At 66.3% G+C, this 24548-nt stretch carries 26 protein-coding genes; 6 read left to right on the top strand and 20 right to left on the bottom strand.

Annotated elements, in window-relative coordinates; genetic code table 11:
• Window positions 1–9: 9 nt before the first annotated feature.
• From ACWETB_RS10650 to ACWETB_RS10640, 3 genes are read right to left on the bottom strand one after another with little or no spacing between them, the layout of a single operon-like run.
• Window positions 10–762: a class I SAM-dependent methyltransferase gene (locus ACWETB_RS10650; protein WP_449742443.1), complete on the bottom strand. Its 753-nt coding sequence runs from the start codon at window positions 760–762 to the stop codon at window positions 10–12.
• Window positions 763–796: 34 nt separating this feature from the next.
• Window positions 797–1306, bottom strand: a complete 510-nt coding sequence (locus ACWETB_RS10645; RefSeq protein ID WP_348804594.1) for a DUF2505 domain-containing protein — start codon at window positions 1304–1306, stop codon at window positions 797–799.
• A 15-nt stretch (window positions 1307–1321) separates the two neighbouring features.
• A complete protein-coding gene (locus ACWETB_RS10640; protein WP_449742177.1) occupies window positions 1322–1816 on the bottom strand; it encodes a DUF2505 domain-containing protein in 495 nt (164 codons plus the stop codon).
• Between the two features lie 111 nt (window positions 1817–1927).
• On the opposite strand from ACWETB_RS10640, the gene ACWETB_RS10635 reads away from it, so the two are divergent.
• The gene (locus tag ACWETB_RS10635) at window positions 1928–3007 is read left to right on the top strand and encodes a UDP-N-acetylmuramate dehydrogenase (protein WP_449742178.1); all 1080 of its coding nucleotides are present in this window, start codon (window positions 1928–1930) and stop codon (window positions 3005–3007) included.
• On the opposite strand, the gene ACWETB_RS10630 is transcribed toward ACWETB_RS10635, so the two are convergent.
• The 10 genes from ACWETB_RS10630 to ACWETB_RS10585 all read right to left on the bottom strand — a co-directional run bounded on the left by ACWETB_RS10630 (window position 2991) and on the right by ACWETB_RS10585 (window position 11483).
• Window positions 2991–3641: a GyrI-like domain-containing protein gene (locus tag ACWETB_RS10630; protein ID WP_449742179.1), complete on the bottom strand. Its 651-nt coding sequence runs from the start codon at window positions 3639–3641 to the stop codon at window positions 2991–2993. The two genes, ACWETB_RS10635 and ACWETB_RS10630, sit on opposite strands and share 17 nt — an antisense overlap.
• A 2-nt stretch (window positions 3642–3643) precedes the next feature.
• Window positions 3644–4711 (bottom strand): alpha/beta fold hydrolase, encoded by a 1068-nt coding sequence (locus ACWETB_RS10625; RefSeq protein ID WP_452211015.1) that lies wholly within the window; start codon window positions 4709–4711, stop codon window positions 3644–3646.
• Between the two features lie 65 nt (window positions 4712–4776).
• Entirely contained in the window at window positions 4777–5619 is an 843-nt protein-coding gene (locus ACWETB_RS10620) for a MerR family transcriptional regulator (RefSeq protein WP_449742181.1), read from the bottom strand.
• Between the two features lie 75 nt (window positions 5620–5694).
• Window positions 5695–6132, bottom strand: coding sequence for a hypothetical protein (locus ACWETB_RS10615; RefSeq protein ID WP_452211013.1), 438 nt, complete (start codon window positions 6130–6132; stop codon window positions 5695–5697).
• Window positions 6129–7316, bottom strand: a complete 1188-nt coding sequence (locus tag ACWETB_RS10610; RefSeq protein WP_449742182.1) for an FAD-binding oxidoreductase — start codon at window positions 7314–7316, stop codon at window positions 6129–6131. Before ACWETB_RS10610 ends, ACWETB_RS10615 begins: the two co-directional genes overlap by 4 nt.
• 65 nt (window positions 7317–7381) lie before the next feature.
• Entirely contained in the window at window positions 7382–7849 is a 468-nt protein-coding gene (locus ACWETB_RS10605; protein ID WP_449742183.1) for an RrF2 family transcriptional regulator, read from the bottom strand.
• A gap of 235 nt (window positions 7850–8084) precedes the next feature.
• Complete coding sequence (locus tag ACWETB_RS10600; RefSeq protein ID WP_348804585.1) at window positions 8085–8414, bottom strand: DUF2516 family protein; 330 nt, start codon at window positions 8412–8414, stop codon at window positions 8085–8087.
• Window positions 8415–8479: 65 nt separating this feature from the next.
• The gene (locus ACWETB_RS10595; protein WP_452211010.1) at window positions 8480–9544 is read right to left on the bottom strand and encodes a heparin-binding hemagglutinin; all 1065 of its coding nucleotides are present in this window, start codon (window positions 9542–9544) and stop codon (window positions 8480–8482) included.
• A gap of 34 nt (window positions 9545–9578) precedes the next feature.
• The gene (locus tag ACWETB_RS10590; RefSeq protein WP_449742185.1) at window positions 9579–10073 is read right to left on the bottom strand and encodes a helix-turn-helix domain-containing protein; all 495 of its coding nucleotides are present in this window, start codon (window positions 10071–10073) and stop codon (window positions 9579–9581) included.
• Window positions 10074–10136: 63 nt separating this feature from the next.
• On the bottom strand, window positions 10137–11483 hold the full coding sequence (locus ACWETB_RS10585; RefSeq protein ID WP_449742444.1) for a DUF445 domain-containing protein: 1347 nt from the start codon (window positions 11481–11483) through the stop codon (window positions 10137–10139).
• 52 nt (window positions 11484–11535) lie between these two features.
• On the opposite strand from ACWETB_RS10585, the gene ACWETB_RS10580 reads away from it, so the two are divergent.
• From ACWETB_RS10580 to ACWETB_RS10570, 3 genes are all read left to right on the top strand, one after another.
• Window positions 11536–12333 (top strand): TetR/AcrR family transcriptional regulator, encoded by a 798-nt coding sequence (locus ACWETB_RS10580; protein ID WP_449742445.1) that lies wholly within the window; start codon window positions 11536–11538, stop codon window positions 12331–12333.
• Window positions 12330–13121: an SDR family NAD(P)-dependent oxidoreductase gene (locus ACWETB_RS10575; protein ID WP_449742186.1), complete on the top strand. Its 792-nt coding sequence runs from the start codon at window positions 12330–12332 to the stop codon at window positions 13119–13121. Before ACWETB_RS10580 ends, ACWETB_RS10575 begins: the two co-directional genes overlap by 4 nt.
• 61 nt (window positions 13122–13182) lie before the next feature.
• The gene (locus ACWETB_RS10570) at window positions 13183–14082 is read left to right on the top strand and encodes a polyphosphate kinase 2 family protein (protein ID WP_452211008.1); all 900 of its coding nucleotides are present in this window, start codon (window positions 13183–13185) and stop codon (window positions 14080–14082) included.
• A 90-nt stretch (window positions 14083–14172) separates the two neighbouring features.
• Here ACWETB_RS10570 and ACWETB_RS10565 read toward each other — a convergent pair whose 3' ends face one another.
• Window positions 14173–15372: a benzoate/H(+) symporter BenE family transporter gene (locus ACWETB_RS10565; protein ID WP_449742446.1), complete on the bottom strand. Its 1200-nt coding sequence runs from the start codon at window positions 15370–15372 to the stop codon at window positions 14173–14175.
• Between the two features lie 38 nt (window positions 15373–15410).
• Here ACWETB_RS10565 and ACWETB_RS10560 point away from each other — a divergent pair, with 38 nt between their 5' ends.
• Window positions 15411–15959, top strand: a complete 549-nt coding sequence (locus tag ACWETB_RS10560) for a helix-turn-helix domain-containing protein (protein ID WP_452211006.1) — start codon at window positions 15411–15413, stop codon at window positions 15957–15959.
• Between the two features lie 98 nt (window positions 15960–16057).
• Here the strand turns inward: ACWETB_RS10560 and ACWETB_RS10555 are convergent, their stop codons facing one another.
• From ACWETB_RS10555 to ACWETB_RS10540, 4 genes are all read right to left on the bottom strand, one after another.
• Window positions 16058–16849: a heparin-binding hemagglutinin gene (locus ACWETB_RS10555; protein ID WP_452211004.1), complete on the bottom strand. Its 792-nt coding sequence runs from the start codon at window positions 16847–16849 to the stop codon at window positions 16058–16060.
• A gap of 354 nt (window positions 16850–17203) precedes the next feature.
• Entirely contained in the window at window positions 17204–18088 is an 885-nt protein-coding gene (locus tag ACWETB_RS10550) for a 3-hydroxybutyryl-CoA dehydrogenase (RefSeq protein ID WP_452211002.1), read from the bottom strand.
• A 111-nt stretch (window positions 18089–18199) separates the two neighbouring features.
• On the bottom strand, window positions 18200–19486 hold the full coding sequence (aceA, locus tag ACWETB_RS10545; RefSeq protein WP_449742190.1) for an isocitrate lyase: 1287 nt from the start codon (window positions 19484–19486) through the stop codon (window positions 18200–18202).
• A gap of 456 nt (window positions 19487–19942) precedes the next feature.
• Window positions 19943–20752 carry a hypothetical protein gene (locus ACWETB_RS10540; RefSeq protein ID WP_348810268.1) on the bottom strand — a complete coding sequence of 270 codons (810 nt, stop codon included), beginning with the start codon at window positions 20750–20752 and terminating at the stop codon, window positions 19943–19945.
• 51 nt (window positions 20753–20803) lie between these two features.
• Here ACWETB_RS10540 and ramB point away from each other — a divergent pair, with 51 nt between their 5' ends.
• A complete protein-coding gene (gene ramB / locus ACWETB_RS10535; protein ID WP_348810267.1) occupies window positions 20804–22222 on the top strand; it encodes an acetate metabolism transcriptional regulator RamB in 1419 nt (472 codons plus the stop codon).
• 433 nt (window positions 22223–22655) lie between these two features.
• On the opposite strand, the gene ACWETB_RS10530 is transcribed toward ramB, so the two are convergent.
• Window positions 22656–22874 carry a cupin domain-containing protein gene (locus ACWETB_RS10530; protein WP_452211189.1) on the bottom strand — a complete coding sequence of 73 codons (219 nt, stop codon included), beginning with the start codon at window positions 22872–22874 and terminating at the stop codon, window positions 22656–22658.
• A gap of 313 nt (window positions 22875–23187) precedes the next feature.
• Window positions 23188–24411, bottom strand: a complete 1224-nt coding sequence (locus tag ACWETB_RS10525) for an APC family permease (protein WP_452210999.1) — start codon at window positions 24409–24411, stop codon at window positions 23188–23190.
• Between the last annotated feature and the right edge of the window lie 137 nt (window positions 24412–24548).

Here is a 24548-nt window from a genome sequence, read left to right as displayed (position 1 = left end):
GCGGCCAACCTACCCGTGTGGTGCGACACACTCCCAGGGCACCGTCAACAGATTGTCGACGACGCGGCGTCGGCTGATCGCGACGTCGACACCGGCCGCCCGCATCGACCGCAACGTCTGCGCCCATCGGGCCCGCGGCCCGAACACCGTGTGCCCGGCGGCGTTGTCCCAGCAGCGATCGGCCAGGGTGAGCAGGTCGTGGATGCGTTCGCCGGGCACGTTGCGGTGGATGAGCGCCTTCGGGAGCCGTTCGGCGAGATCGGAGGGACGGTCGGAGTGCCGGGGAGACCAGCACAAGGTCAGGCTGCGCGGGCCGTCGGCGTCCAGCAGCACCCAGGTACAGCGACGGCCGATCTCGTCGCAGGTGCCCTCCACGATGAGCCCGCCCGGTGCGAGCCGGGCCTGCATCCGCGCCCAGGCCGGGCCGACCTCGGCCTCGTCGTATTGACGCAGCACGTTGAAGGCCCGCACCAGACGCGGTCGCAGGCCCGCGAGTTCGAAGCCGCCGACGGCGAAACGGACATCATGACGAGGCGGGACGACGCGGTCCGGATCGATTTCCAGTCCGACCATCTCCAAATCGGGCGCCACCGCGCGCAGACGGTGAGCCATCTCCACGCAGGTGTCAGGGCGGGCACCGTAGCCCAGGTCGACGACCAGGGGCCGCGGCGACGTGGTCAGCGCGCCGATGACCGCCGGGTCGTGCGCCATCCACCGATCCACCCGGCGCAGCCGGTTGATGTTGGTGGTGCCGCGGGTGATGCGGCCGGCCGGCTTTCCCGACGCGGGGTTGCGGTCAGAGATTCTTGTCGATCCAGTCCTTGGCGTATTCCGCCTCGGCGCGGAACAGGTCCACCAGATTGACCAGCATCAGCTGCTCGAGCTTGCCGTTGATGAACGGGATGAAGACCTTCACCTCGGACGTCTTGCGGATCGTGCATCCGGTGTCGGTGGGGAACAGTTCCTGCCAGCCGGTCAGGCTGCCCGGGCCGGCCGGGATGGAGGCGGTGTAGTCACCCTTGGTGTTGTCCGGGTCGAACGGACCGAAGGTCTCCTCGCGAGTGATCACCATGTCCTTCATCAGGACGGTCTGAGCGATCGCGGGGAGCTGGTCGCGGCCGATGTGCTGCTTGAGCACCACCTTCATGCCGGTTTCATCAGCGCGGAAGTCCTCCACCTCGCAGTGCGGGGAGATCATCTGGAAACCCGCCATCATGTCATCCCAGTACCTGCGGGTCATCTGCGCTTCGTAGAGCTTCTCCGCAGGATGGGTGTAGCGAGCGGAGTAGCTGAGACGTCGTGCCATAACGGTCAGGTTACGTCAGCGGTGAGCGGCCTCCCAAGTCACCGTCTTCTCCCGCTCGTTGTCGAGGAGTTCCACCAACTGCTCGATGACGGCGGTTTCGATCTTGCCGCCGACGAACGGGATGCCCACTTTGGCACTGCCGGTGTAGTCGACGTTCGCCGGATCACCGGTGGCGGTGAAAGCACCCTCGACGTGGGCCGGGGCGCCGGTCACCGACGCGCTCATGGTGCCGGTGAGCACGTTTCCGTCGAAGCCGAAGGTCATGGTGCGCGGGATCTCCAGATCACCGGGACGGACCTTGGTGACCACCGACGGCAGCCGGTCCTCGGGCACACCCTGCTGCAGTTCGACGTGGACGTCGGTGCCGTCGATCCGGAACGAGATCAGCTTGCCGTGGCTGGAGTTGGTGGCCTCGAGCAGGCCGTGCCAGTACTGCTCGTCGGAGACGAGTTCCCAGTACCGGGCGGTGGAGAAGGGAAAGGACACCGAGTGCTTGAGCGAGCTCGCCATGGCAGAGAGATTACTCGACGGACCAGATCTCTTGACGGCCCAGATCCCTTGACGGCCCAGATCCCTCGACGGGGCAGACCGCTTGACGGGGCCGCGGGTTACGGTGGGGCCGTGACCGAGACACCGCTGCAGCGCAGCGTCCCGCTGGCCCGGCTGACCACGTTGCGGGTCGGCGGTCCGGCGCGAGCACTGATCCGCTGCACCGATACCCGTTCGGTCGTCGAGGAGATCCTGGGTGCCGACGCCGAGTCCGAGCCCGCCCTGGTGATCGGCGGCGGTTCGAATCTGGTGATCGGCGACGACGGCTTCGACGGCACCGCCATCCGCATCGAGAGTTCCGGCATCGACTTCGGCACCGGCCGCGAATCGGGCCGCGCGCACGTGACCGCCGACGCCGGGGTCGTCTGGGACGATCTGGTGGCGGCCACCGTCGACGAGGGCTTCGGCGGGCTCGAATGCCTGTCGGGTATCCCCGGATCGACCGGCGCCACCCCCGTCCAGAACGTCGGCGCCTACGGGGTGGAGGTCGCCGACATCCTGCGCAGCGTGCACGTTCTCGATCGTCGCTCGGGCACCCTGCGGTGGGTCTCGCCCAACGAACTCGGTCTGGCCTACCGCACGTCGCGGCTCAAGCACCGCGACGACATGATCGTCGTCGCGGTGTCGTTCTGGCTCGACGACGCCGGGCAGAGCCGGCCGCTGCGGTACCGGGAACTCGCCGATGTCATGGGGGTGGAGCGCGATTCGTCCGCCGACGCCGCCGCGGTCCGCGATGCCGTGCTGTCGCTGCGCCGGGGCAAGGGCATGGTGCTGGACCCCGATGATCACGACACCTGGAGTGCCGGTTCGTTTTTCACCAACCCGATCATCTCGGCCGACGACGCCGCTGCGGTACTCGAACGCATCCACACGCGCGTGGGTCGCGACATCTCGGTGCCGTCGTATCCGGCCGATGACGGCGTGAAACTGTCCGCCGGATGGCTGATCGAGCGAGCCGGCTACGCCAAGGGCTATCCGGGCCCGGGATCTCCGGTCCGGTTGAGCACCAAACACACTCTGGCACTGACCAATCGGGGTGGCGCGACCGCCGAACAGATCCTCGATCTGGCCCGCGATGTCCGCGACGGCGTCGCCGGGGCCTTCGGCGTCACCCTCGCACCCGAACCGGTGTTGGTTAACTGCGTCCTGTAACCGGTTGCCGCAGAATCGTTTTCCGACGATCCTCCGGCGTCTTACGGAAGTCACTCAGATAGATCTCGTGGTGGCGGCCGGTCATGGTCAACCCGTTGTCGGGGATGAAGCTGTCGTGCATCTCGGCGAGGACGGACCCCTCGTCGTCGAAGGATCCGACGTGCAGCGTCTGGACGCAGCGTCCCTCCGACATGGACTCGACACGCAGGTCAGCGATCCGGGGAGCCGCACCCTTGGCGCGTACCGCCGCGATGGCGTCGTCGATCAGATCGGCGGTGACCCAGTCGGGCACCATGATCATCAACGTCCAGGACCACCGCGATTTGTCCCGGGCCCGGGTGAACGAGGTCATGTCCTCGGCCCACCACAGTCCCTCGAGTGGTGGCACGACGTAGTCGCGGCCGAGGCGGCGTTTGCTCCCGAACTTGCAGGCATAGGCCACCGGGTACATCGTCTCGATGGCCTCCGCGAACACCTGCGTCGTGTTGGGGTCGCCGTGACCGTCGATCATCAGATAGGCCATGTCGGGAATGTCGACGATCCGGAACCGCCCGCGTCGCGCCCGGTAACAGTCCAGATCCTTCTTCGGGTCGGCCTTGCCGCGCGGTGACGATGCGGTGGCCGGGCCGGTCATCGTCAGCGCTGCCCGACGGGCGCTGACAATGTCTGCGCCGCTTGCCGTTCCAGGATCTCGTCGACGCGACCCGCCGCCTCGATCGGCGACATGTGCCCGACACCGGGCAGCACCACATGCTCACGCAGATGACCGTGGCCACGCAGGATCTCGGCGATCTGCTCGGCGTGGGCGGGTGGGGTGAGTCGGTCCTCGTCGCCGACGATGACGGTGGTCGGCACCGTCAGCGCCGCCAGTCCGGCGCGCACGTCGAGTCGTCCCATCGCCGATCCCCAGCCGGCCCGTGCGCGCGGCGGGCAGGCGGCGATCATCGTGTCGACGAATTCGACGTGGGAGGCGCGAGCCGCCGACCCGAGGGCGACGTAATGCGCGAATCGGCCCGAGTACGCCGTGTGCGGCAGCGGCACCGGTGCCGAGGTGAAGGCGCGGTTGATGGCCGGAACAAAGGGGCGGGTGTACCGGGGGAGGCCGGTCGGCAGGAGCAACGTCGAGTTGACGACGTTGTGGGCGGCGGTGGAGGCCAGGACCGCCGACGCCGCGACCGTGGGAACCTTCTCCGGGAACTGCGCGGCCCACGACATGATGGTCATCCCACCCATACTGTGCCCGACGAGCATGGCGCGACGGCCCGGCGGGACCACCGCGGCCAGCACGGCGTCGAGGTCGCGGCCGAGCATGTCGATGGTCGGTCGGGCCCGACCCAGTTCACTGCGACCGTGCCCGCGCTGGTCGTAGACGACCACCGTGTGGGTGCCGGCGAGGTGATTGATCTGAGCGTTCCAGAAGGCTGTGTTGCACGTCCACCCGTGAACCGCGACGACGACGTCACCGGTGTCCTCGCCGCGGGGACCGTGGATCTCCACATGCAGTCGGGTGCCGTCGACGGTGGTGACCATCCGGCGTTCCGGTTCGGTCCGGGGCGCCACCAGTAAGTCGTCCGGCCCGTCGTCGACGGCCAACTCGGCACGCAGCACGTCGCGGGCCAGAGCGCCCACGATGGTCCCCACGCCGACGGCGGCCCCGGCCGCCACGGCTGCTCCGGTTCCGGCCAACCAGTGACGTCGACTCATGTCCGCATCCACTCCTTCGCCGCGTTGACCACGGCGTCGTCCGGTGTGGCGGTTCGGTCACGCCCCTATTCGGGGACGGTGTCGGACTCCGGTGTGGGGCCATTCGACCGTTCCACCACAGCATCGTTCGATGTCACACTACTTGTTGTCACATCGATTTCGCCATCCTCGCCGGTGACGGCGGCTTCGGCGACGTCGAAGTAGGTCGAGGCCTCACCGAGCGCTCGGGTGATCTCCTCGTCGAGGGCCTTGCGGAAGGTGGTCTCGACGATCTCGTGCGCCATCGGCCGCACGGTCTGGATCAGGTCGGCGACACCGCTGATCTTGGACTCGTCGAGATCCGGCAGGTTCTCGTTGAGGTATTTGTCGGTGATGATCGAGACGAAGCTCTTCGCCGCGTCCTCGAGGTCGTTCTGCACGCGGACGAATCGGTCGAGCAGAACGTCGATGTCGATACCGCTCTTGACCAGCACCTCGGCCCCCTCGAGGACCTCGGGGTTCTTGATGGCGTAGTGCGCGCCGTCCTTCACCAGCAGTCCGAGCTTCTGACTCAGCGCGATCGACTTCTCGCTGGCGTTGAGCGACTTGCGCAGTTCGGTGAAGGTGATGGTGGCCGCCCGCTTGAAGGTGCGGAACCGCCCGCCCTTGGTGGGTGCGCCGCGCAGCACGTGCTCGACCTTCATTCCGTAATGCGCGGCGTGCAGCAGCTCGCTGATGGTCGCGAAGGTGTAACCGCGTTCGAGCATGCGCGAGATCAGATTCAGCCGGACCAGGTGGTCCTCGGAGTACCAGCCGGTGCGACCGCGGATCACCGGCGGCGGCAACAGACCCCGGTCCTGATACACCCGGATATTGCGGACGCTGACCCCCGATGCCTCCGCCAGGTCGTTGATCCGATACTCAGCCACGGTGGCCAGTGTATTCCGCGCCCGACCGCGAACCGACGAGCCACACCACGCCGAACACGCCGCGGTGTCCGATCATCATGCGGCCAGGAGCGTCATCCCGGTCGCGATCAACAGCCCGACCTTGACGACCTCGGCGGCGACATACACCAGGTGCGCATGACTGCGAGGCCCGTCGATGACGACCTCGCCCGCCAGCACCGCATCCGACCGGCGATTGAGGGCGGGCCGGATCGCGAGGACCTGCACACCGAGGAGAACCACCGCCACCACCGCGAGAATGCCCGCCGCGTCCGCCACCAACCCGGCGGACACCACCGCGACGACGAGCACGACGGCCCACACCATCTCGAATGCATTGAGCGCGCGGAACACCAGCCGCCCGATGCCCAGGCCGAGGGGAATGGTGATGCCGGGAGCCCGGAACTTCAGCGGGGCCTCGACGAAGGAGATGGCCACGACCATGCCGAGCCACACGAAGGTGACGGCGACGGCCACCGCCTGCGCTGAACTCACCGCGAACCACCGCGGACCAGCTCGGGACCGAAGGTCTCGTAATGAATGTGGTCCTCGGTGACCCCGCGGGCCAGGAGTTCATCGCGCATCGAGGAGAGAAATCCGGCCGATCCGCACAGCATCGCCTCGACACCGGCAGGTACGTCGATGTCCTCCAGCGAGATCGGACCCGATCGCACGCTGTCGGAGATCAGATGATCGACACCCTCCCGGTACCACTGGATCAGGCGCGCGGACTCCAGGGAATCGACGAGGTCGGCCAGTCGACCCCGATGGGGTTGCGCCGACCGCGATCGATCGGCGTGCATGACCGTCACCGGCCGGGTCGAGCCGGTACCGGCCAGCGCGGACAGCAGCCCGATCACCGGCGTACACCCGATACCCGACGATGCCAGGAGTAGTGGCGAATCCCCCTCGGGCAGAACGAGATCACCGAAGGGTGTCGACATCCGCAGCGAGTCACCCTCGAAGACGTTCTCGTGCAGGTATCCCGACACCTCGCCGGCGAGCTTCACACTGAACTGCCACTCGCACCGCTCGTCGGCGGGACCGATCAGGCTGTACTGACGGATCTGGTGGGCGCCGTCGGCCAGCGGCACCTGGATCGAAACATACTGCCCTGGAACAAAACCGGGAAGTCGAGCATCGGCCGGGTCGGCGACGGTGAAGGACACCACATCGGGAGCGGTCTGAGTCCGGTGGGTCACGATGAGGTCATGCCAGACCTGCCCGTCGACGACACCGGCGGCCGCATAGAGATCCGCTTCCTGACCGATCAGGAGATCGGCCATCTCCCAATACAATTCATCCCAGGCAGCCGCGACCTCCGCAGTCACCACCGAACCCAGGACGTCGACGATCGCCGCGAAGAGATGTTCGTGGACAACCGTGTACTGGTCCCGGGTGACCCCGAGCGAGGCATGCTTGTGGGCGATCCGGTCGAGGATGAACCGCTGCCGCGGCAGATCCTCGTCGAGTTGTAGTTGTGCGAACGCGGCGATCGACCCGGCCAGCGCCATCGGCTGCTCCCCCGTCGTCTGATGGGTTCGGTTGAACAGATCGTCGAGCAGGTTCGGGTGCGCGGCGAACAGCCGCCGATAGAAGTTCGGGGTGATCTCGCCGAGGGCCCCCGACACTGCGGGCAGCGTCGCGGCAATGACCTCTCGTGATGTCTGACTGAGCATGGTGAACTCCCTTTCTGTTGCGGCGGGCGCCCCCATGGGCCGCCGATCGATATGCGGATGTGGCGTCACTGCGCGGTGCGGTCACCGCCGGCCTCGGACCGGTCACCGATGGTGAGACGCAGGAGGACGGCACCGGCGGGATCGGCGACGAGATCCCCGATCGTGTGCGCATCCAGGGATTCAAAGAAGGCCCGACGGGCGCGGGCGAGCGCCCCACGAAGGGCGCACCCGTGCCGGAGTGGACACGGGGTGGGGCCCTCGCAGTCGATCACCTCGCCGTCGCCTTCGAGTCGCGACGCCAGCCATCCGACGCGGGCGGTCCGCCCCAGGTCGGTGATCACCAGGCCCCCATTGCGGCCGCGGCGCGCATGCACCACGCCGAGCTCCGACAGTCGCACGACGACCTTGGCGACGTGCGTGTACGGCACCGCGAGCGCCGTCGCCAGATCCTTCGAGGTGACCGACTCGTCAGGACGGGCCGCCAGACGCATGACGACGCGGAGGCCGATGTCGGTGAACCGCGTCAACTGCATGGCACCCAGACAACCATAATTTGCATCTGGGATGCATATTATTTTGAGTGACCCCTGTCACGAGCGGGAGATGGGCACGCCGGCGCCACCGGCGGCGGAAATGACACCGCCGGAAATGACATCGCCGGAAATGACATCGCCGGAAATCGAAATGACACTGCCCGTGTCGTCGCGGTGACGGACACGGGCAGTGCGGGCGAGTTCGAAGCGTTCGGCGAAACGGAGTCGGGGGACGTCAGTTCAGCTTGCGGAACCAGGACTTGTTCTGGATGGCGTCGACTCGTTTGCGCACGTCAACGAGGTAGACCAGGGTCGCGACGATCGCGGCGATGGCCAGGATGCCCATGATCCCCGAGGCGAAGAAGCCGAAGAACACGAGCACGATGGCCGAGGCGGCGAGGATCGACACCCAGATGACCTTCGATTGCCGGTCGACCGCGGTGAAGGCGTCCGGACGCTGGACCGCCGCATGGATCAGGGCGACCACCGCAGCGAGTGCAGCGGCAATGCTGATGACCAGGATGAGGATCATTTGTCCCGTGGCCATCGCCGAGAAGAAGTTCATGATGTCCGAGTCTACGGGTCAGACGTGCGAACGCGGAGGTAGGCGACGCGCCGAGCGGTCCTACGCTATGAGCGCGGTGTCCGCTTGGCCGGAGCTTTCTTGGCCGGCGCCTTCTTGGCGGCGGTCGTCGTGGCCGGAGTTTTCTTGGCGGCGGTCGTCTTCTTGGCAGCCGTCGTCTTCTTGGCAGCCGTCGTCTTCTTGGCAGCCGTCGCCTTCTTCGCCGCGGTCGCCGTCGTCTTGGCCGGAGCCTTCTTCGCAGCCGGAGCCTTCTTCGCCGCGGTCGTCGTCTTGGCCGGAGCCTTCTTTACCGCTGTCGTCTTCTTGGCGGCGGTCGTCTTCTTGGCGGCCGTCGTCTTGGCCGGAGCCTTCTTCGCCGCCGCCGTCGTCTTGGCGGCGGTCGTCTTCTCCGCCGCCGTCGTCTTGGCCGGAGTCTTCTTCGTGGCAGTCGTCTTGGCCGGAGCCTTCTTCGCCGCTGTCGTCGTCTTGGCCGCCGTCGCCTTCTTGGCCGCCGGCAATTCCGGAGTCGCCGCGGCGGAACTCATTCCGACACCACGGGCCGCGCGTTCACCGACGAGCCTGGTCTGGGTGGCGATGGTGCCCAGCGCGTCTTCGGTGAGCGCGACCGCGTCGGTGTACACCTTCTCGAGTTTGGGAAGGTTCTCCTCGACCAGCGGTTGGGACTTGAGTTTGCCGAGGACCTCCTCGCTGCGCTCCGACAGCGACGTGAGCAGGGCCGCCGCGACGGCGAGGTAGGCGTCGGCCACCTTGCGGAGCTCTTCCGGGGTGAATCGGGCGCGCAGTTCGTCGATCTCTTCGGGCAATTCGATCGGCAACGACGACAGCTTCGCCTTCGCCTCCTCGAATGCGGCGAGCGCGGCCGCCAGCGCGTCATCGACCTTCGACTGGGCACCTTCGACGGTGTCGGCCAATCGGGCCTGGGCGTCGTCGCGAGACTCCGACAGTTTCTCCTGGGCGACGCCGATCGATTCGAGAACCTTGGTTTGTGCCTCATCGACGGCGTCACCGATCTTCGCCTGCGCCTGCTCGGTGGCTGCCTCTCCCCGCTCACGGAACTCGGTCAGCAATGCCGACACCTGGCCGAGGGCGGTGGACAACGGATTCTCGGACATGCTCCTCCTGCGGTGGTGTCAGTCTTTCGAGCGATCACTCATGTGGGTCCGCCCCGGCAGCGTCGTCGACGCCGGCGGCATTTTCCTTTCGGAAGGATTCGTAGATCTCGAGCAACATCTGTTTCTGACGCTCGCTGATGGAGTCGTCGGCGATCAACGCGTCACGCACCGGGCTGGCCGGTCGTTCTTCGAGGATTCCGGCCCGAACGTACAGCACTTCCGCCGATACCCGCAGGCCCTTGGCGATCTGGGCCAACACGTCGGCCGACGGTTTGCGCAGGCCCCGTTCGATCTGCGACAGGTACGGATTGCTGACCCCGGCGCGCTCGGCGAGTTGACGCAGTGACACCTCGGCCGACAGTCGTTGCGAGCGGATGAAGGCACCGATGTCCTGTGCGGCGGTGGCCACCGCATCCGAGGCGACGGCGGTGACCGCTTCGACGGTCTGCGTCACGCCACCCACGTCGTCACCGGCCGAGGTGTCCTCGTCCGGGGCGTCCGCTGCGTCGGGTGTCGGTTCGTCGCTCACTGGAGCCAGTATCGACTCAGGTGCTAACTAGTGCAAGCACTGCTGCATGCGGCCGTCGCCGGGTCAGTGGAAGATCAGCACCGAGATCGTGTAGATCGCCAGCCCCGCGAGCGAGCCGACGACGGTGCCGTTGATCCGGATGAACTGCAGGTCACGGCCCACCTGCAACTCGATCTTGCGGCTGGTGTCCTCGGCGTCCCAGCCTCGCACCGTCTCGGTGATCACCGAGATCACCTCACGCGAGTAGTTCACAGCGACGTGATTGGCGACACGTGCGACCCACCCGTTCATCTTCTCCTGGAGGGGCCGATCGTCGCGGATTCGCCGACCGAGATTGATCGCCGCGTCGGCCAATGTGTTGCGCAGGGTGCTGTTGGGGTCGGCGAGCATCTGTTCGATGACGGCCTTGCCGGTGTTCCACGCCGTCGACGCAGCGTCGGCCACCTCGTCACTGCCGATCAGTTCGTGTTTGATGGCCTCGAACTTGGCGACCATCTCCGGGTCGTACTGCAGGTCGTGGGCGAACTGCTGGACGAACTGATGCATCGAGCGCCGCATCTCGTGATTCGGGTCGCTCTTGACCTTGTAGGTGAAATCGACCAGCTCACGGTAGATTTTGTCACCCATCAGAGTGGTGACGAACTTCGGTTTCCACGCCGGGCCGACATCGCTTTCCACGACCCGGTCGATCAGCGCCTGACTGCCCAGTGCCCAGTCGTGCGCTCGATCGCACAGCAGTTGGAAGACCGGTTCAAGACGCTCCTCGTCGATCAGCTGGTGCAGGATGCGGCCGATCGGTGGTGCCCATTCGGGCTCGGCGGCCCAGCGCAGTGCGGCCTGGATGAACTGCTCGATGTCCTCGTCGCGCAACATCTCCGAGGCAAGTTTGATGGCACGCGCGGCCTCGTCGGAGACACGTGGCGCATTGGCCGGATCGGCGAGCCAGGTGGCCACCCGCCGGGGCAGGTCGAGTTGCTCGGCGCGTTCCTCGATGACGGCCGGGGTCATGAAGTTCTCTTCGATGAACCCGCCGAGCTGATCGCCGATATCGTCCTTCTTCTTGCGGATCAGCGCGGTGTGCGGAATCGGCAGGCCCAACGGATGACGGAACAGTGCGGTGACGGCGAACCAGTCGGCGAGCGCACCGACCATTCCCGCCTCCGACGCCGCGCGGACATATCCGACCCAGGCGGCGACGGCGTCACCGTCGCGGTTCTCGAGGTAGCGGGTGAATAGATAGATCACCGCGGCCACACCCAGCAGGCTGGTCGCGATGATCTTCATCTTGCGCAGTTCACGGCGACGGCGCTCGTCGCCGGAGGAGCCTCCGGCTGCGAACCCCGGCGACTTGGTGGGCTTTGCGTGACGCCCCCCGGACGCTGCATGACGACCCGCGACGTCCCGACTCAGTGTTGACACCCGTCCAGTCTTACCTATCGGCACCGACTACTCTGGCCGGGTGATGGCAAATCGCCCCAATCCCGCGTCGGCGGCTCGTGCGGCGGTGTCGGCGGCGGCGAACGTGACGCGCGGCTTCGAGCAGGCCATCCTGGGCACATCCGGCGACGACCGGGTCAAGCCGGACGGCCGGCGGCAACGCTGGGAGAAGCACAAGCAGGCCCGTCGCACCGAACTCACCGACGGCACGATGGCCGCGATCCGGGAACTCGGCGCCGATGTCGGCATGGACGAGATCGCCAGGCACATCGGCGTCTCCAAGACCGTGCTCTACCGCTATTTCAGCGACAAGAACGACCTCGGGGTGGCCACGACCATCCGGTTCTTCGAGACCACCCTGATGCCGCGGTTGACCGAGACGATCACCGACGATGTCGACGAGTACACCCTCACCCGCACGGTGATCAGCGTGTATGTGCACGCCGTCGCCGACGAACCCGAGTTGTATCGCTTCGCCATCTCCGCGTCGCCGACGTCGTCGGTTACCTCGGCGGAGTCGGAGAAGCTGGTCGCCCAGTTACTGACCGCGACCATCATCACGCGTCTGGACGAACGGGGCGGCGACACCACGGGCGCCCAGGTATGGGCCTACACCCTGGTCGGCGGCATTCAGCGGGCCGTCGACTGGTGGATGGCCGATCATCCGATCGCCGTCACCGAACTCATCGATTACCTGACGATGATGGTGTGGAGTTCGATCGTCGGGGTCGCCGGGGTGAACGGCTCCCGTGAGGCATTCGTGACGGCACCGCCTCCGCTGCCCGATCCCCTGGCCGACGCCACCACATCGGAGGCGGAGTGACCGAGCGTCGCGTCGCCCTGGTCACCGGCGGAAGCCGGGGCGTGGGACGGGGCGTGGCCACCGCGCTCGTCGACGCCGGGTGGACGGTTTATGTGACCTCGCGTCGTGGTGTCGGCCCCGACGGCACCCACGCGCTGGCCTGCGATCATCGTGACGACGCAGCCGTCGCCGAGGCTTTTGCGACGATCTCGGGTGCGGCCGGGCGCCTGGATCTGCTGGTGAACAACGCGTGGGCGGCGCCGAAGGGATTCGGTGGTTTCTCCGAACCCTTCTGGAAGCGCCCGGTGTCGGATTGGGACACGCTGATCGGTGTCGGGCTGCGCGCCCACTACGTCGCGTCGGTGTACGCCGCGCGGGCGATGGTCGACGCCGGGTCGGGTCTGATCGTCAACATCTCGTCGTTCGGTTCCCGTGGTCATCTGCATTCGGTGCTCTACGGCATGAGCAAGGCCGGGCTGGACAAGATGGCCGCCGACATGGCGACCGAACTCGAGGGCACCGGAGTCACCGCGATCTCGTTGTGGCTCGGCCTCATTCGCACCGAATTGCTGCTCTCGCTCGGGGTCGACGAGTTCGCCGGTTTCTCGCTGAGCCGCGCCGAGGACCCGGCGTTCGTCGGCCGGGTGATCGCAGCGTTGGCCGACGACCCGGCTTTGGCGTCGCTGAGTGGACACACCGTCATCGGCGCCGAGTACGGACGGGATCACGGGATCGTCAACAACGATGGTGCACAACCGGATTCGCACCGCGAAGCGTTCGGCGGCGGCGGGCTGTATCCGCCGAAGTGAACGTCGACCACCCCACCGCCCGGTAGGCTCTCCTGGACGTCGACGAGGAGGTCGTGAGGCAATGGGCAAGAACGGCAACAAGAACGGGCACGCGAAGTCCCCGAAGTCCACGACCGGCTGGTCCGCGCCGCCGACCACCGCCCTCCGGGTCGCCCACACCGGACCGATCGCCGGCTTCGACGCCGACTCGACCCCCGGATTCGACGGTGACCGCGAACTCGGCGAGACCCTCCTGACCGAACGCGGCACCGTCCTCGCCGACCTGCAGGAGTTGTTGTACGCGAACGGCCGCGCGGGCGATCGCCGGTCGGTGCTGCTGGTCCTGCAGGGGATGGACGCCGCGGGCAAGGGCGGGATCGTCCGCCACGTCGGCGGCCTTCTCGATCCCCAGGGCCTGGCCATCAAGGGTTTCGGCAAGCCCACGCCCGAGGAACTCCAGCATGACTTCCTGTGGCGCATCCGCAACGCGCTGCCACCCGCCGGACGTATCGGCGTCTTCGACCGGTCGCACTACGAGGACGTCCTGCCGGTCCGGGTGCACAATCTGGTGCCGGAGTCGGAGTGGTCGGGGCATTACGACATCATCAACCAGTTCGAGTCCGAACTGATCGACGCCGGCACGACGATCATCAAATGCGCTCTGGTGGTGTCGAAGTCGGAGCAGAAGGCACGTCTGACCGAACGTCTGGAGCGGCCGGACAAGTACTGGAAGTACAACCCCGGCGACATCGACGAACGCGCCTACTGGGACCAGTACCTCGAGGCGTATCAGGCGATCTTCGACCGGTGCGACTCCGATGACGCGCCGTGGTACCTGATCCCGGCCAACCGCAAGTGGTTCTCCCGACTCGCGGTCTGCGAACTGCTCATCGACGCACTGTCCGGACTCGATTTGGATTGGCCGCCCGCAGATTTCGAGGTCGAGGCGGAGAAGAAGCGGGTCGCGGCACTGGACGTCTAGCAAGGTGGGAGTTGCGCGTTCGGCTCCCATATACACGGAATGCATTGCGTGCGTATGAGAGTTGAGCATGCGAGTGGATTACGCGCCACGTCAGGCCGGTCGCCGCAACACCCCGTGCGCCACCAGTCCGACGACGATCGCCCAGAACGCCCCGCTGATCCCCCAGAACGTGACGCCCGCCGCAGCGGTGACGAAGGTCAGTGCCGCCGCGATGCGGAACTCGTCGTGGGCGAAGGCACCCAGCAGGGCGTTCGCGAAGGTCGCCAGCAGCGCCAGTCCGGCAACGGATTCAAGGAGTCCCTGCGGTGCGATGGCGGTGATGGTGACGAGCACCCCGGACAGCCCGGCGAGCACCAGATACGAGATGCCGGCGGACACGCCGGCGATCCAGCGTCGACTCCGGTCGGCACCCGCCTCCTCACCGGCGGCGAGTGCCGCCGACAGTGCGGCCAGGTTGATGGCGTGCCCGCCGAACGGTGCGCCGATCACCGTTCCGGCTCCGGTGACGAACATGGCCGGACGCCAGGGTGTTTCGTAGCCGAAGGATTTCAGGACGGCGACGCCGGGCACATTCTGTGACGCCATGGTGACCACGTACAGCGGGACGGCCAACCCGATGATCGCCGAGACGTCGAAGGAGGGTGTCGTCCAGGCGATCTGCGGCCACCAGTCGATGGCGACGCCGTCGTCGATTCCGTGCACCCCGACGTAGGCACCGATCACCACGAGTGCGGTCACCAACGCCAGCGGAAGCGCCCAGCGGGTCAACCATCGGGTCGCGGCGAGCCAGACCATCAGGATCGGAAGAGTCAGCAGCGGTTGCAGTGCAAGCGATTTCATCGGCGCCAAGCAGAGCGTGAGCAGCACCCCGGCCAGCATCGCCTGCGCGATCGGCGTCGGGATTCGCCCGATGAGATCTCCGAGGGCCGGGATCAGACCGGTTGCGAGGATGAGCACGCCGACGACGAGGAAAGCCCCGACCGCCGCCGACCATCCGGCGTGATAGTCGGCGCCGGCGGCCACCAGCATCGCCGCGCCCGGCGTCGACCAGGCCAGCGTGATGGGTTTGCGGGTCACGACGCACAGGACGACGATGCCCACCGCGAAGGTGACGGTCAGGGCCAGCAGCCCCGACGCGGCCTGCTCCGACGACGCCCCGACCGCCCGCAACCCGGCGACCACGACCACGAAAGACGAGGTGAATCCGACGAGCGCGGTGATGATTCCGGCCGTGATGGGTTCGCTCATCGAGGGCGCTCTGGTGGTCACGTCGGCCAGCATAGCGTGTATCGTTCTGTTTACAGAACGATGGGAAGGACGGTGGAACCGTGCCCGACAACGATCCGGATGCCACCGCCGCCCGCCGCCGGGCGATCGGCGACCGGATCGCCGGCCTGCGCTCCGCACGTGGGATGAGCCTGTCCGCATTGGCCCGCGCCGCCGGCATCGGCAAGGGATCTCTCTCCGAACTCGAAGCGGGACAACGCAACCCCACCATCGACACGCTCTACGCCGTCGCCGGACCACTCGGCGTCACGCTGTCGGCACTACTCGGCGAGGACGCGGGCACCGAGGGCTCCGGCACACACCTGTCGGCGCGACTCCTGAACGTCGAGCATCATCCCGACGGCGCGACGACCGAGGTCTTCTGGCTCCGGGTGTTGCCCGGCGGCATCCGCACTTCACCCCCACACGGCGACGGCGTCGTCGAACATGTGCACGTGGTGTCCGGACTCCTGACCGCCGGCCCGACGGGGGCCGAACGGTCTGCCGGACAAGGTGAATCGCTGCAGTGGCCCTCCGACACCGAACACACCTACCGCAGCGACGACGGCGCCCTGGCGGTCCTGACGATCCACTCGCCGGCCCGGCCCTGAGAACAAAACAGCACAGAGAACACGACACCAAGACAACACGACACGACCCCCCGCGGAAAGCATCCGCGGGGGGCCGTGTCTGTGGTCGGTCGTGCCGATCAGGCCTCCGGGCCGGTGGCCTTCTTCGCCGGAGCCTTCTTGGCGGGAGCCTTCTTGGCGGCGGCGATCTTCTTGGCCGGTGACGAGTTGGCGGTACGCGCCTTGCCCTCGACGGTGCCGGCGGCTCCGTCAACCTTCGACGCGGCGGTGGCCGAGTTGGCCTTGATGGTCTGACCGGCTTCGGTCACGGCCTCGCCGGCCTCGTCAAGCTTCTCGCCGACCTCGAGGGCGGCCTCGTCGATCTTTTCGCCGAGCTTGTCGGCGGCGTCGTCGAGCGCGTCGCTGGCCTCGCCCACGCGGGCGCCGACCAGTCCGGCGATCTTCGCAGCCTGCTCACCGACGGAGCGGGTCTGGTGCGATACCACTCCGAGGGCGTCCTCGGTCAGGTCGACAGCGTCGTTGTAGGTCTTCTCGGCGCGGGTCAGGCCTTCCTGGACCATCGGCTGCTGACGCAGACGCTCGAGGGTCTCCTCGCCGCGCTCGGCCAGCGAGTTGTAGAAGCTGGTCGCGAGTTCGACGTAGGGCTCGACGAACTTCGTGATCTCCTCGGTGGTCAGCTTCGCGCGGATCTCGTCGATCGAGGGAACATCCTCGGGCAGGCTGTTCAGCTTGGTGCGGGTTTCCTCGAGCTTGGTCTTGGACTCCTCGAAGCGCGTGGTCGCGCTCTCGGTGGCGGCCTCGGTGCGCTCACGCAGCTGCGTGACGGCATCGGTGACCTGCTGCAGGGCCAGATCGCCCGCACCGACCACGGCATAGAAGGGATTCGCAAGGGTACGTTCGGTGGTGCTCATATCGGCCTCCTTGATAAGGGTTTGGCAGAAGTATTGCGGCGCAAGTATTTTCGGGCAACAGATCAGGTGGGTGATCAATGACCGCCGGTCGGGGATCACTCGTGCAGCGCTTCCACCTACCAGTATCCACTTCTCGCTAGCAATTGCAAGCAGATTGTTAGCACGGTCATAAAGAGTACAGGCGTACCACATCGCGGGATCGACGGAGACCGGCTCCGGATATCCGAAAAGCTTTTCAGCACAGTCGATTACGCACGTGCCTCGCACCCGCTCGAAAATCGGCCCACCGCCGAGGCCCGCGCAGACGTGCACTCACTCCGAGTTCAATATCTCGCATTCGAGATATGCCATATCCTATCGGGCGGCGTTGGGGGACGCGTAGTCGTAGAAGCCGGCACCGGCCTTCTTGCCGAGCCGCCCCTGCGCGACCATGCGCGCCAGGATGGGCGGCGGGGCGTAGAGGGGCTCACCGAATTCCTCGTACATCCCCTCGGCGATCACCTTGACCGTGTCCAGACCGACCAGATCGGCCAGCCGCAACGGACCCATGGGGTGCGCACAGCCCAGCACCATACCCTTGTCGATGTCCTCGGCCGCGGCAAAACCGCTCTCCACCATGCGGATTGCCGACAGCAGGTAGGGAATGAGCAGTGCGTTGATGATGTAGCCGGATCGATCGGCGGAGCGAATGACCTGTTTGCCCAGGACCTCGCTGGCGAATGTCTCGGCCCGATCGGCGACCCCCGGAGCGGTCAGCGGGGTGAACACGAGCTCGACGAGCGGGAGTACCGGAACCGGGTTGAAGAAGTGCATGCCGATGACCCGGCAGGCGTCGCCGGTGGCCTTGCCGAGGACGGCGATGGGGATCGACGACGTGTTGGAGGCGAGTACCGCGTCGGGGTCGGCGACCACCTTGGCGAGCGAGGCGAAGATCTCGGTCTTGACGCCCTCGTCCTCGATGACGGCCTCGCACACCATCTGCCGATCGGAGAAATCGCCGAGATCGGAGGTGAATCGCAATCGGCCGACGGCCTGTTCACGTTCCCGCTCGGTCAGTTTGCCCGTCGACACGCCACGGTCGAGCGACCGCAGGATGCGGGACCGGCCGGCCGACACCGCCGCCTTCGTCGGCTCGAACACGAGGACGTCGACGTGGGCCCGCGCGCACACCTCGGCGATCCCGGAGCCCATCTGCCCGGCGCCGACGACACCCACACGCGAGATCATCTCACCGGACACAACCAGACTCCTCACAGATCACCCAGATGCCGACAGGCGGCCCGCAGCGAAGGCCGCGGACCGCCTGTCTTGTCAACTCCGAAACCGCGTACCTGCGGTCTGACCGAGTTCCTAGTGGAACTGGCCTTCCTCGGTCGAGCCCTTGAGAGCCGCGGTCGAGGTGTTGGGATCGACGGTGGTGGCGATCCTGTCGAAGTAGCCGGCACCGACCTCACGCTGATGCTTGGTGGCGGTGTAGCCACGGGCCTCGGCAGCGAACTCGCGCTCCTGCAGATCGACGTAGGCGGCCATCTGCTCACGGGCGTAGCCGTAGGCCAGGTCGAACATCGAGTAGTTCAGGGCGTGGAAGCCGGCCAGGGTGATGAACTGGAACTTGAAGCCCATGGCGCCGAGCTCGTTCTGGAACTTCGCGATGGTCGCGTCGTCCAGGTGCTGCTTCCAGTTGAAGGACGGGCTGCAGTTGTAGGCGAGCAGCTGGTCCGGGAACTCGGCCTTGACGGCCTCGGCGAACTGGCGGGCGACCTCGAGGTCGGGCTTACCGGTCTCCATCCAGATCAGGTCGGCGTACGGGGCGTAGGCCTTGGCACGCGCGATGCAGGGCTCGATGCCCTTCTGCACGTTGTAGAAGCCCTCGGAGGTGCGCTCACCGGTCACGAACGGCTTGTCGCGATCGTCGACGTCCGAGGTGATCAGGGTGGCGGCCTCGGCGTCGGTACGGGCGACGACGACGGTCGGGGTGTTGGCGACGTCGGCGGCCAGGCGGGCCGAGGTCAGGGTGCGGATGTGCTGCTGGGTGGGGATGAGCACCTTGCCACCGAGGTGACCGCACTTCTTCTCCGAGGCGAGCTGATCCTCCCAGTGGGTACCGGCGGCACCCGCGGCGATCATCGCCTTCTGCAGTTCGTAGACGTTGAGGGCGCCACCGAAGCCGGCCTCACCGTCGGCGACGATCGGGACGACCCAGTTGTCGACCGCGTTGTCACCCTCGACGCGGGCGATCTCGTCGGCACGCAGCAGCGCGTTGTTGATGCGACGCACCACCTGGGGCACCGAGTTGGCCGGGTAGAGCGACTGGTCGGGGTAGGTGTGGCCGGAGAGGTTCGCGTCACCGGCGACCTGCCAACCGGACAGGTAGATGGCCTTGAGGCCCGCGCGCACCTGCTGCACGGCCTGGTTACCGGTCAGAGCGCCGAGAGCGTTGATGTAGTTGTCACCGTTCACGCCCTCCCACAGGATCTCGGCGCCACGCTTGGCGAGGGTGTGCTCCTCGAGGACGTTGCCCTGGAGTTCGGCCACCTGCTCGGCGGTGTACTCGCGCTTGATGCCCTTCCAACGCGGGTTGGTGTCCCAGTCCTGCTGGATTTCCGCGGCGGTGCGGGGCTTTCCGACGTTGCTCATTAGCCACTTCGCTTTCGTTGTGCTGCTCGGCCGACGTAAGGGGCCGTGGGTGGTTGCGCCGGTACGGCGAACCCTTCTGACAGACATCCGGGGGCTCGGTTGCGAACTCTCCGTAGCTCTCCGGCGGTGTCTGCAATCAAGAGTGCCACAGGGCAAACCCGCAGGTCCAGTCGGGTTTATCGTGCGAAAGGCCGCCAGCTTTCGCGAAGATTTTGCAAATCTTGCGAAGGTGAGAGTGTGAAGACACCCGGCCACGCTCGCAAAAAGTACGCGCGTACTGGGTTTTTCCCATCGTACGTGGCCGACCCGACGTGCACACGCCGAGGCGCCCTGGCCGCACACGGCGTCGTCCGCCCCTCACCCGCTGTGACGGGATTCACAGGCAAACGCCGAAGGGCCGGTGTCCTCCCCGCGACCACGCCGGTTCACGGCATGTGATCAGCGCCGACACCGTCGTCAGGTGTGACCTTGCGCCGCGGTGGTCACGGCGGTGCCGAATAGCGTGACGAACTCCTCGCGGGACATCGGCGGACGTGCCACGGGCGCCGGTGCAGGAGGCCGCACCGCGTCGGTGGTCTCGCCCGACACCGTCAACGACACCGTCGCCGGCGACCGCACCGGCACGCCACCGGGCCGGGTGAGCAGCGCATATCCGCTGTAGGAGACGGCGGTCTGCACGCCCTTGTCGGGAAGGGTGGTGGTGGTCGCCGACTCCACGACGTGCATCTGTTCGACGTCGTCGGCGTGATCGGTGAGTGGCGGCTGCGGCAGGACGGTCGACACGGTGACGATCGTGGTGCCGGCCAGGTTGCCCTGCCGGATGGTCGTCTCGGTACGCGCGCAGGCTCCCGTGGTGGCGGCGATGTCCGCACCGAGATCGCGTGTCTGCATGGTCACCAATTCGACGAGATTCCCGAAACCCGACTGGGCACCGAGGACCGCGGTGTCGGCCTCGGTCAGCCGATGATTGAGGTCGGCGTCCGCAGTCGGCCGGCACTGCGGCGGGGTGACGGTGGTCGACTGTGCCGCCGACAACTGCGTCGCGTTGGCGTCGATCAACTGCTTCACGGGCAACTGCACCGGGGTGAAGCCGGCCGGCAGCCCGGCCGGGTCGAGGAGCAGATCCGCGGGGGCCACCGAGGCGGCCGGGACCGTCGTCGCCTCGTGGGAGCATCCCGCCGCGAGGGTCGCCGTCGCCGACAGCGCCACCATCACCCCGAGGGTCCCGACCGTCGATCTGCGCCGAAGAGCGCGCTGCACCCGCACGCGGTCACCGTATCCTGTGGAACACACGCCCTGGCACAAGGAGGTGGGGCGATGCCGAAGACGTATGTGGGCTCTCGCCTGCGTCAACTGCGCTCCGAGCGCGGGTTGTCCCAGGTCGCACTGGCCCAGACCCTGGCGATCTCACCGTCGTATCTCAACCAGATCGAACATGACGCGCGGCCGCTGACCGCGGCGGTGTTGGAGAAGATCACCCAGACCTTCGGGGTCGACGCGGGATTCTTCGACTCCCAGGACGATGTGCGTCTCGTCGCCGAGCTGCGCGAGGTGCTCCTCGACGACGACGTGGAGGCACCCGATGCCGCCCACGACGCGCAGGGGATCAGCACCATGGTCTCCGGTCATCCCGAGATCGCGGCCGCCATGGTGAACCTGTATCGCCGCTACCGGATCGCCACCGATCAGCTCGCCGCCGCCACCGACGAACGCGGCGACCGTTCCATGCGCGGCGCGATCAGCGCCCCCCACGACGAGGTCCGCGACTACTTCTCCCAACGCCGCAACTACATTCACGAGCTCGACGTGGCGGCCGAGGAGATGACCACGCGGATGCGGATGCACTCCGGCGATGTGCGCCGAGAGATCATCGACCGGCTCGAGAAGCGCCACGGCGTGACCGTCGCCCGCCGCGTCGACCTCGGCGACTACGTGCTGCATCGCTTCGATCCGGCCTCGCGGCGCCTCGAGGTGTCCGCGGCGTTGTCGGCGGGACAACGGGCCTTCAAACTGGCCGCCGAACTCGCCTACCTGGAATACGGCGACCTGATCGGGCAACTCGTCGACGAGGGCAACTTCAGCAACGACGACGCACGCTCGCTCGCCCGCTACGGACTGGCCAACTACTTCGCCGGCGCGGCACTGCTCCCCTACGCCCAATTCCACGGCGCCGCAGAAGATTTCCGCTATGACATCGAACGCCTCTCGGCCTTCTACGCGGTCAGTTACGAGACCGTATGCCATCGCCTGTCCACCCTGCAACGCCCCAACCTGCGTGGCATCCCGTGGTCGTTCGTCCGCGTCGACCGGGCCGGCAACATGTCGAAACGGCAGTCCGCCACCGGATTTCACTTCTCCGCATCCGGTGGCACCTGCCCGCTGTGGAATGTGTACGAGACGTTCGCCTCGCCGGGCAAGATCCTCACCCAGATCGCCGAGATGCCCGACGGCCGTGAGTATTTCTGGATCGCCCGCACCGTCGAACGACGCGCCGCGCGCTTCGGCCAACCGGGCAAGACCTTCGCCATCGGCCTCGGCTGCGAACTACGCCATGCCGCCCGCGTCATCTACTCCGACGGCCTCGAGATCGGACCGCAGGCCCGCATCACCCCGATCGGCGCCGGCTGCCGCGTGTGCGAACGTCAGAGCTGTACCCAACGCGCCTTCCCGTCACTGGGCACCGAGTTGCGGATCAACGAGCACGGCTCGACGGTGTCGCCGTATATGACGGTGTGACTCACTGTCGGCGCAGATGCTCGGTCGGCGCCGCGCCGTCGCCGGGGTCGACCCGTCCGTCGGCCGCCAATCTGAGCCGGGTTGGATGCCAACCACTTTCGCGCAGATACATCGGAGTACTCGGGGTACATGAACGCCTCGACGAAGATCGGCTTTCTCATCTCCGATGTTCTGCACATGGTGACCGGCGACGAGACCCTGAATGTAGTACTGCCCCTCCGCAGCCTTGGGCGCCAGTGCAATTAACGCATTCCGCCGGGCTCGACCTCGACGAATGCTGCCGAAATCGTCTTGGCGGCTGGGAAGGTGTTCACGTCGAAAACACTGATGTCTCCCAAGGTCTTTCGGAAGTTCACGGCGTCGACATCCTGCGGTGTGTGCGCGAACCAGTCCGACAGAAGAAACGTGAAATTCTCCGAGAAATCCGGGTCACCTAAGACCAGCAAGAACTCGACGCCACCCCTCGAGCCCCTGGATCGAGTGCGGGAGCCCGGCCTCGAAGTTCCACAGATCGCCCGGCCTTGACGTCATCGATGAATGAGCGTCCGTGCTCGTCAATCGCCGTCACGCGACAGCGACCGACCAGCACCGAGCCCCACTCGGATTCCTTGTGCCAGTGCAGTTCTCGGTATGCCTCTGGCTCCAGTGCCATGTTCACGCCAGTGACGTCGGTGGACGCGTGGGTAGTCAAGTGGTCCTTTTTCGGAACTGGCACAGAATTGAACACCGCGCCATTGAACACCGCGTCCTGGAGTGGTCGACTTCGGATCGGCGTGGTCTCACGCTTGGTGATCAAGGAGCCTGCCGAATGGCCTGCTTCTCGGCGGGTCTCTCCAGGACCACCACGGCGTACGCGTGGTGGCGACACAGCCTTGGAGTTCACGAATCGACGTCTGGGCGTGGCGAACGTCGATCGATGGGGTTGCATCGGCGAAGTCTGTGTGTGTGTGTGGGTGCGTTCTTGGTCATCGGGTGGATCGGCCCTGGGGTCGGCCCTCGTCGGTGCCGGTGGCAGCGGCGATCGGCCTGGGGAGTGCGGTCGGCGACCAGATTCGCAAGGCGCGTCCGGTGATTCGCCGGTAGACGTACTCCGCCACGAAACTGAGCACCAGCACCACGATCAGGGTAATCCAGGTGCTCGCGGGTCCGGTGGTGATCGCATAGCCCAACAGCAGGCAGAACAGTGCAAGATTCAGCACGATGGCCAGAACAAGAATCCATTTGTTCGCACCGGTGTCACGATGCACTCGCAGGTGGCCGACGCTGACGGTACCGTAGACGATCAGGAAGGCCAGGCTCGCCATCTGTCCTACCGCTGCCAGCGGGAAGAATATGACAAAGGCACAGGTCAGGGCGCCTGCAAGCAAGAGGCCCCAGGTTCCACTGCGCCATACTCCACGAGCGAAATACGACGGCATCTCACCAGTTTTCGCGACGGTGAACGCTAGATTGGCGTCGCCGAACAAGGTCGCATTCACCCCTGACGCGGTCGCCAACAACGCAGCAGCACCGACTACCACGAACCCGAACTGACCCAGTACGGCGCGACCCGCGTCGGAGCGCACATGCCCCTGATTGGTCTCGATATCCGACAGCGACATCACCATCACCACCAGCGAACTGACCACGACGTAGACAAGAATCACAATGAACAGGGACTGGTACATGGCGCGCGGCAATTGTTTCACCGGGTTGCTCATGTCACCGGCCGAATTGGTGACCACACCGAATCCCTCGTAGGTCACATAGAGCAGTCCCGCGGCAAAGAAAATTCCGATGATCCCGTCGCCACCCACCTGATCGAAACGCCCGGGCTCGGCTTTGAAGCAGGCAGCCACGACGAAGGCGGCAATGATCGCGAGTTCGGTGGCGATCACAAACATCTCGGATCGGCCGACCAGTTTCGAGCCGAGCACGTTGACCAGGATCAGTACCACGACCAGGCCGACCCCGATGGCCTTTCCCGACCATTCCGGGGTGTCGAAGGGCAGTAGGTGACGTGCGTAACCGGCGAACCCCGCTGCGTAGAGAGCCATCGCGATGATCCAGCCGAGGAACTGGAAAATGTTGAGACCACCCGCGACGATTCCGTCACCGAAGCACCGGATCAGAAATTCCGCAGCGCCACCGCGACTCGGAAATCGGGCCCCGAGCTTGGCATACGAGTACACACTGAAGAGCGAAACCATGCCGCCCACAAGAAAGCCACCGGTAGCCACACCCCAGCGGTCTGATCCGTCCCGGTGTTTCCGGAGGGTTCGTCTCAAGGGAGAATGAAACCTATGGCAGCGGCAGGATCGAAGCGGTACTCGGCTGAGCTGAAGCG

This window comes from Gordonia sp. NPDC003950, from assembly GCF_053605205.1.
Note: the sequence above shows the minus strand (reverse complement) of the source record. Positions and strands in the feature narration are given on the sequence as shown.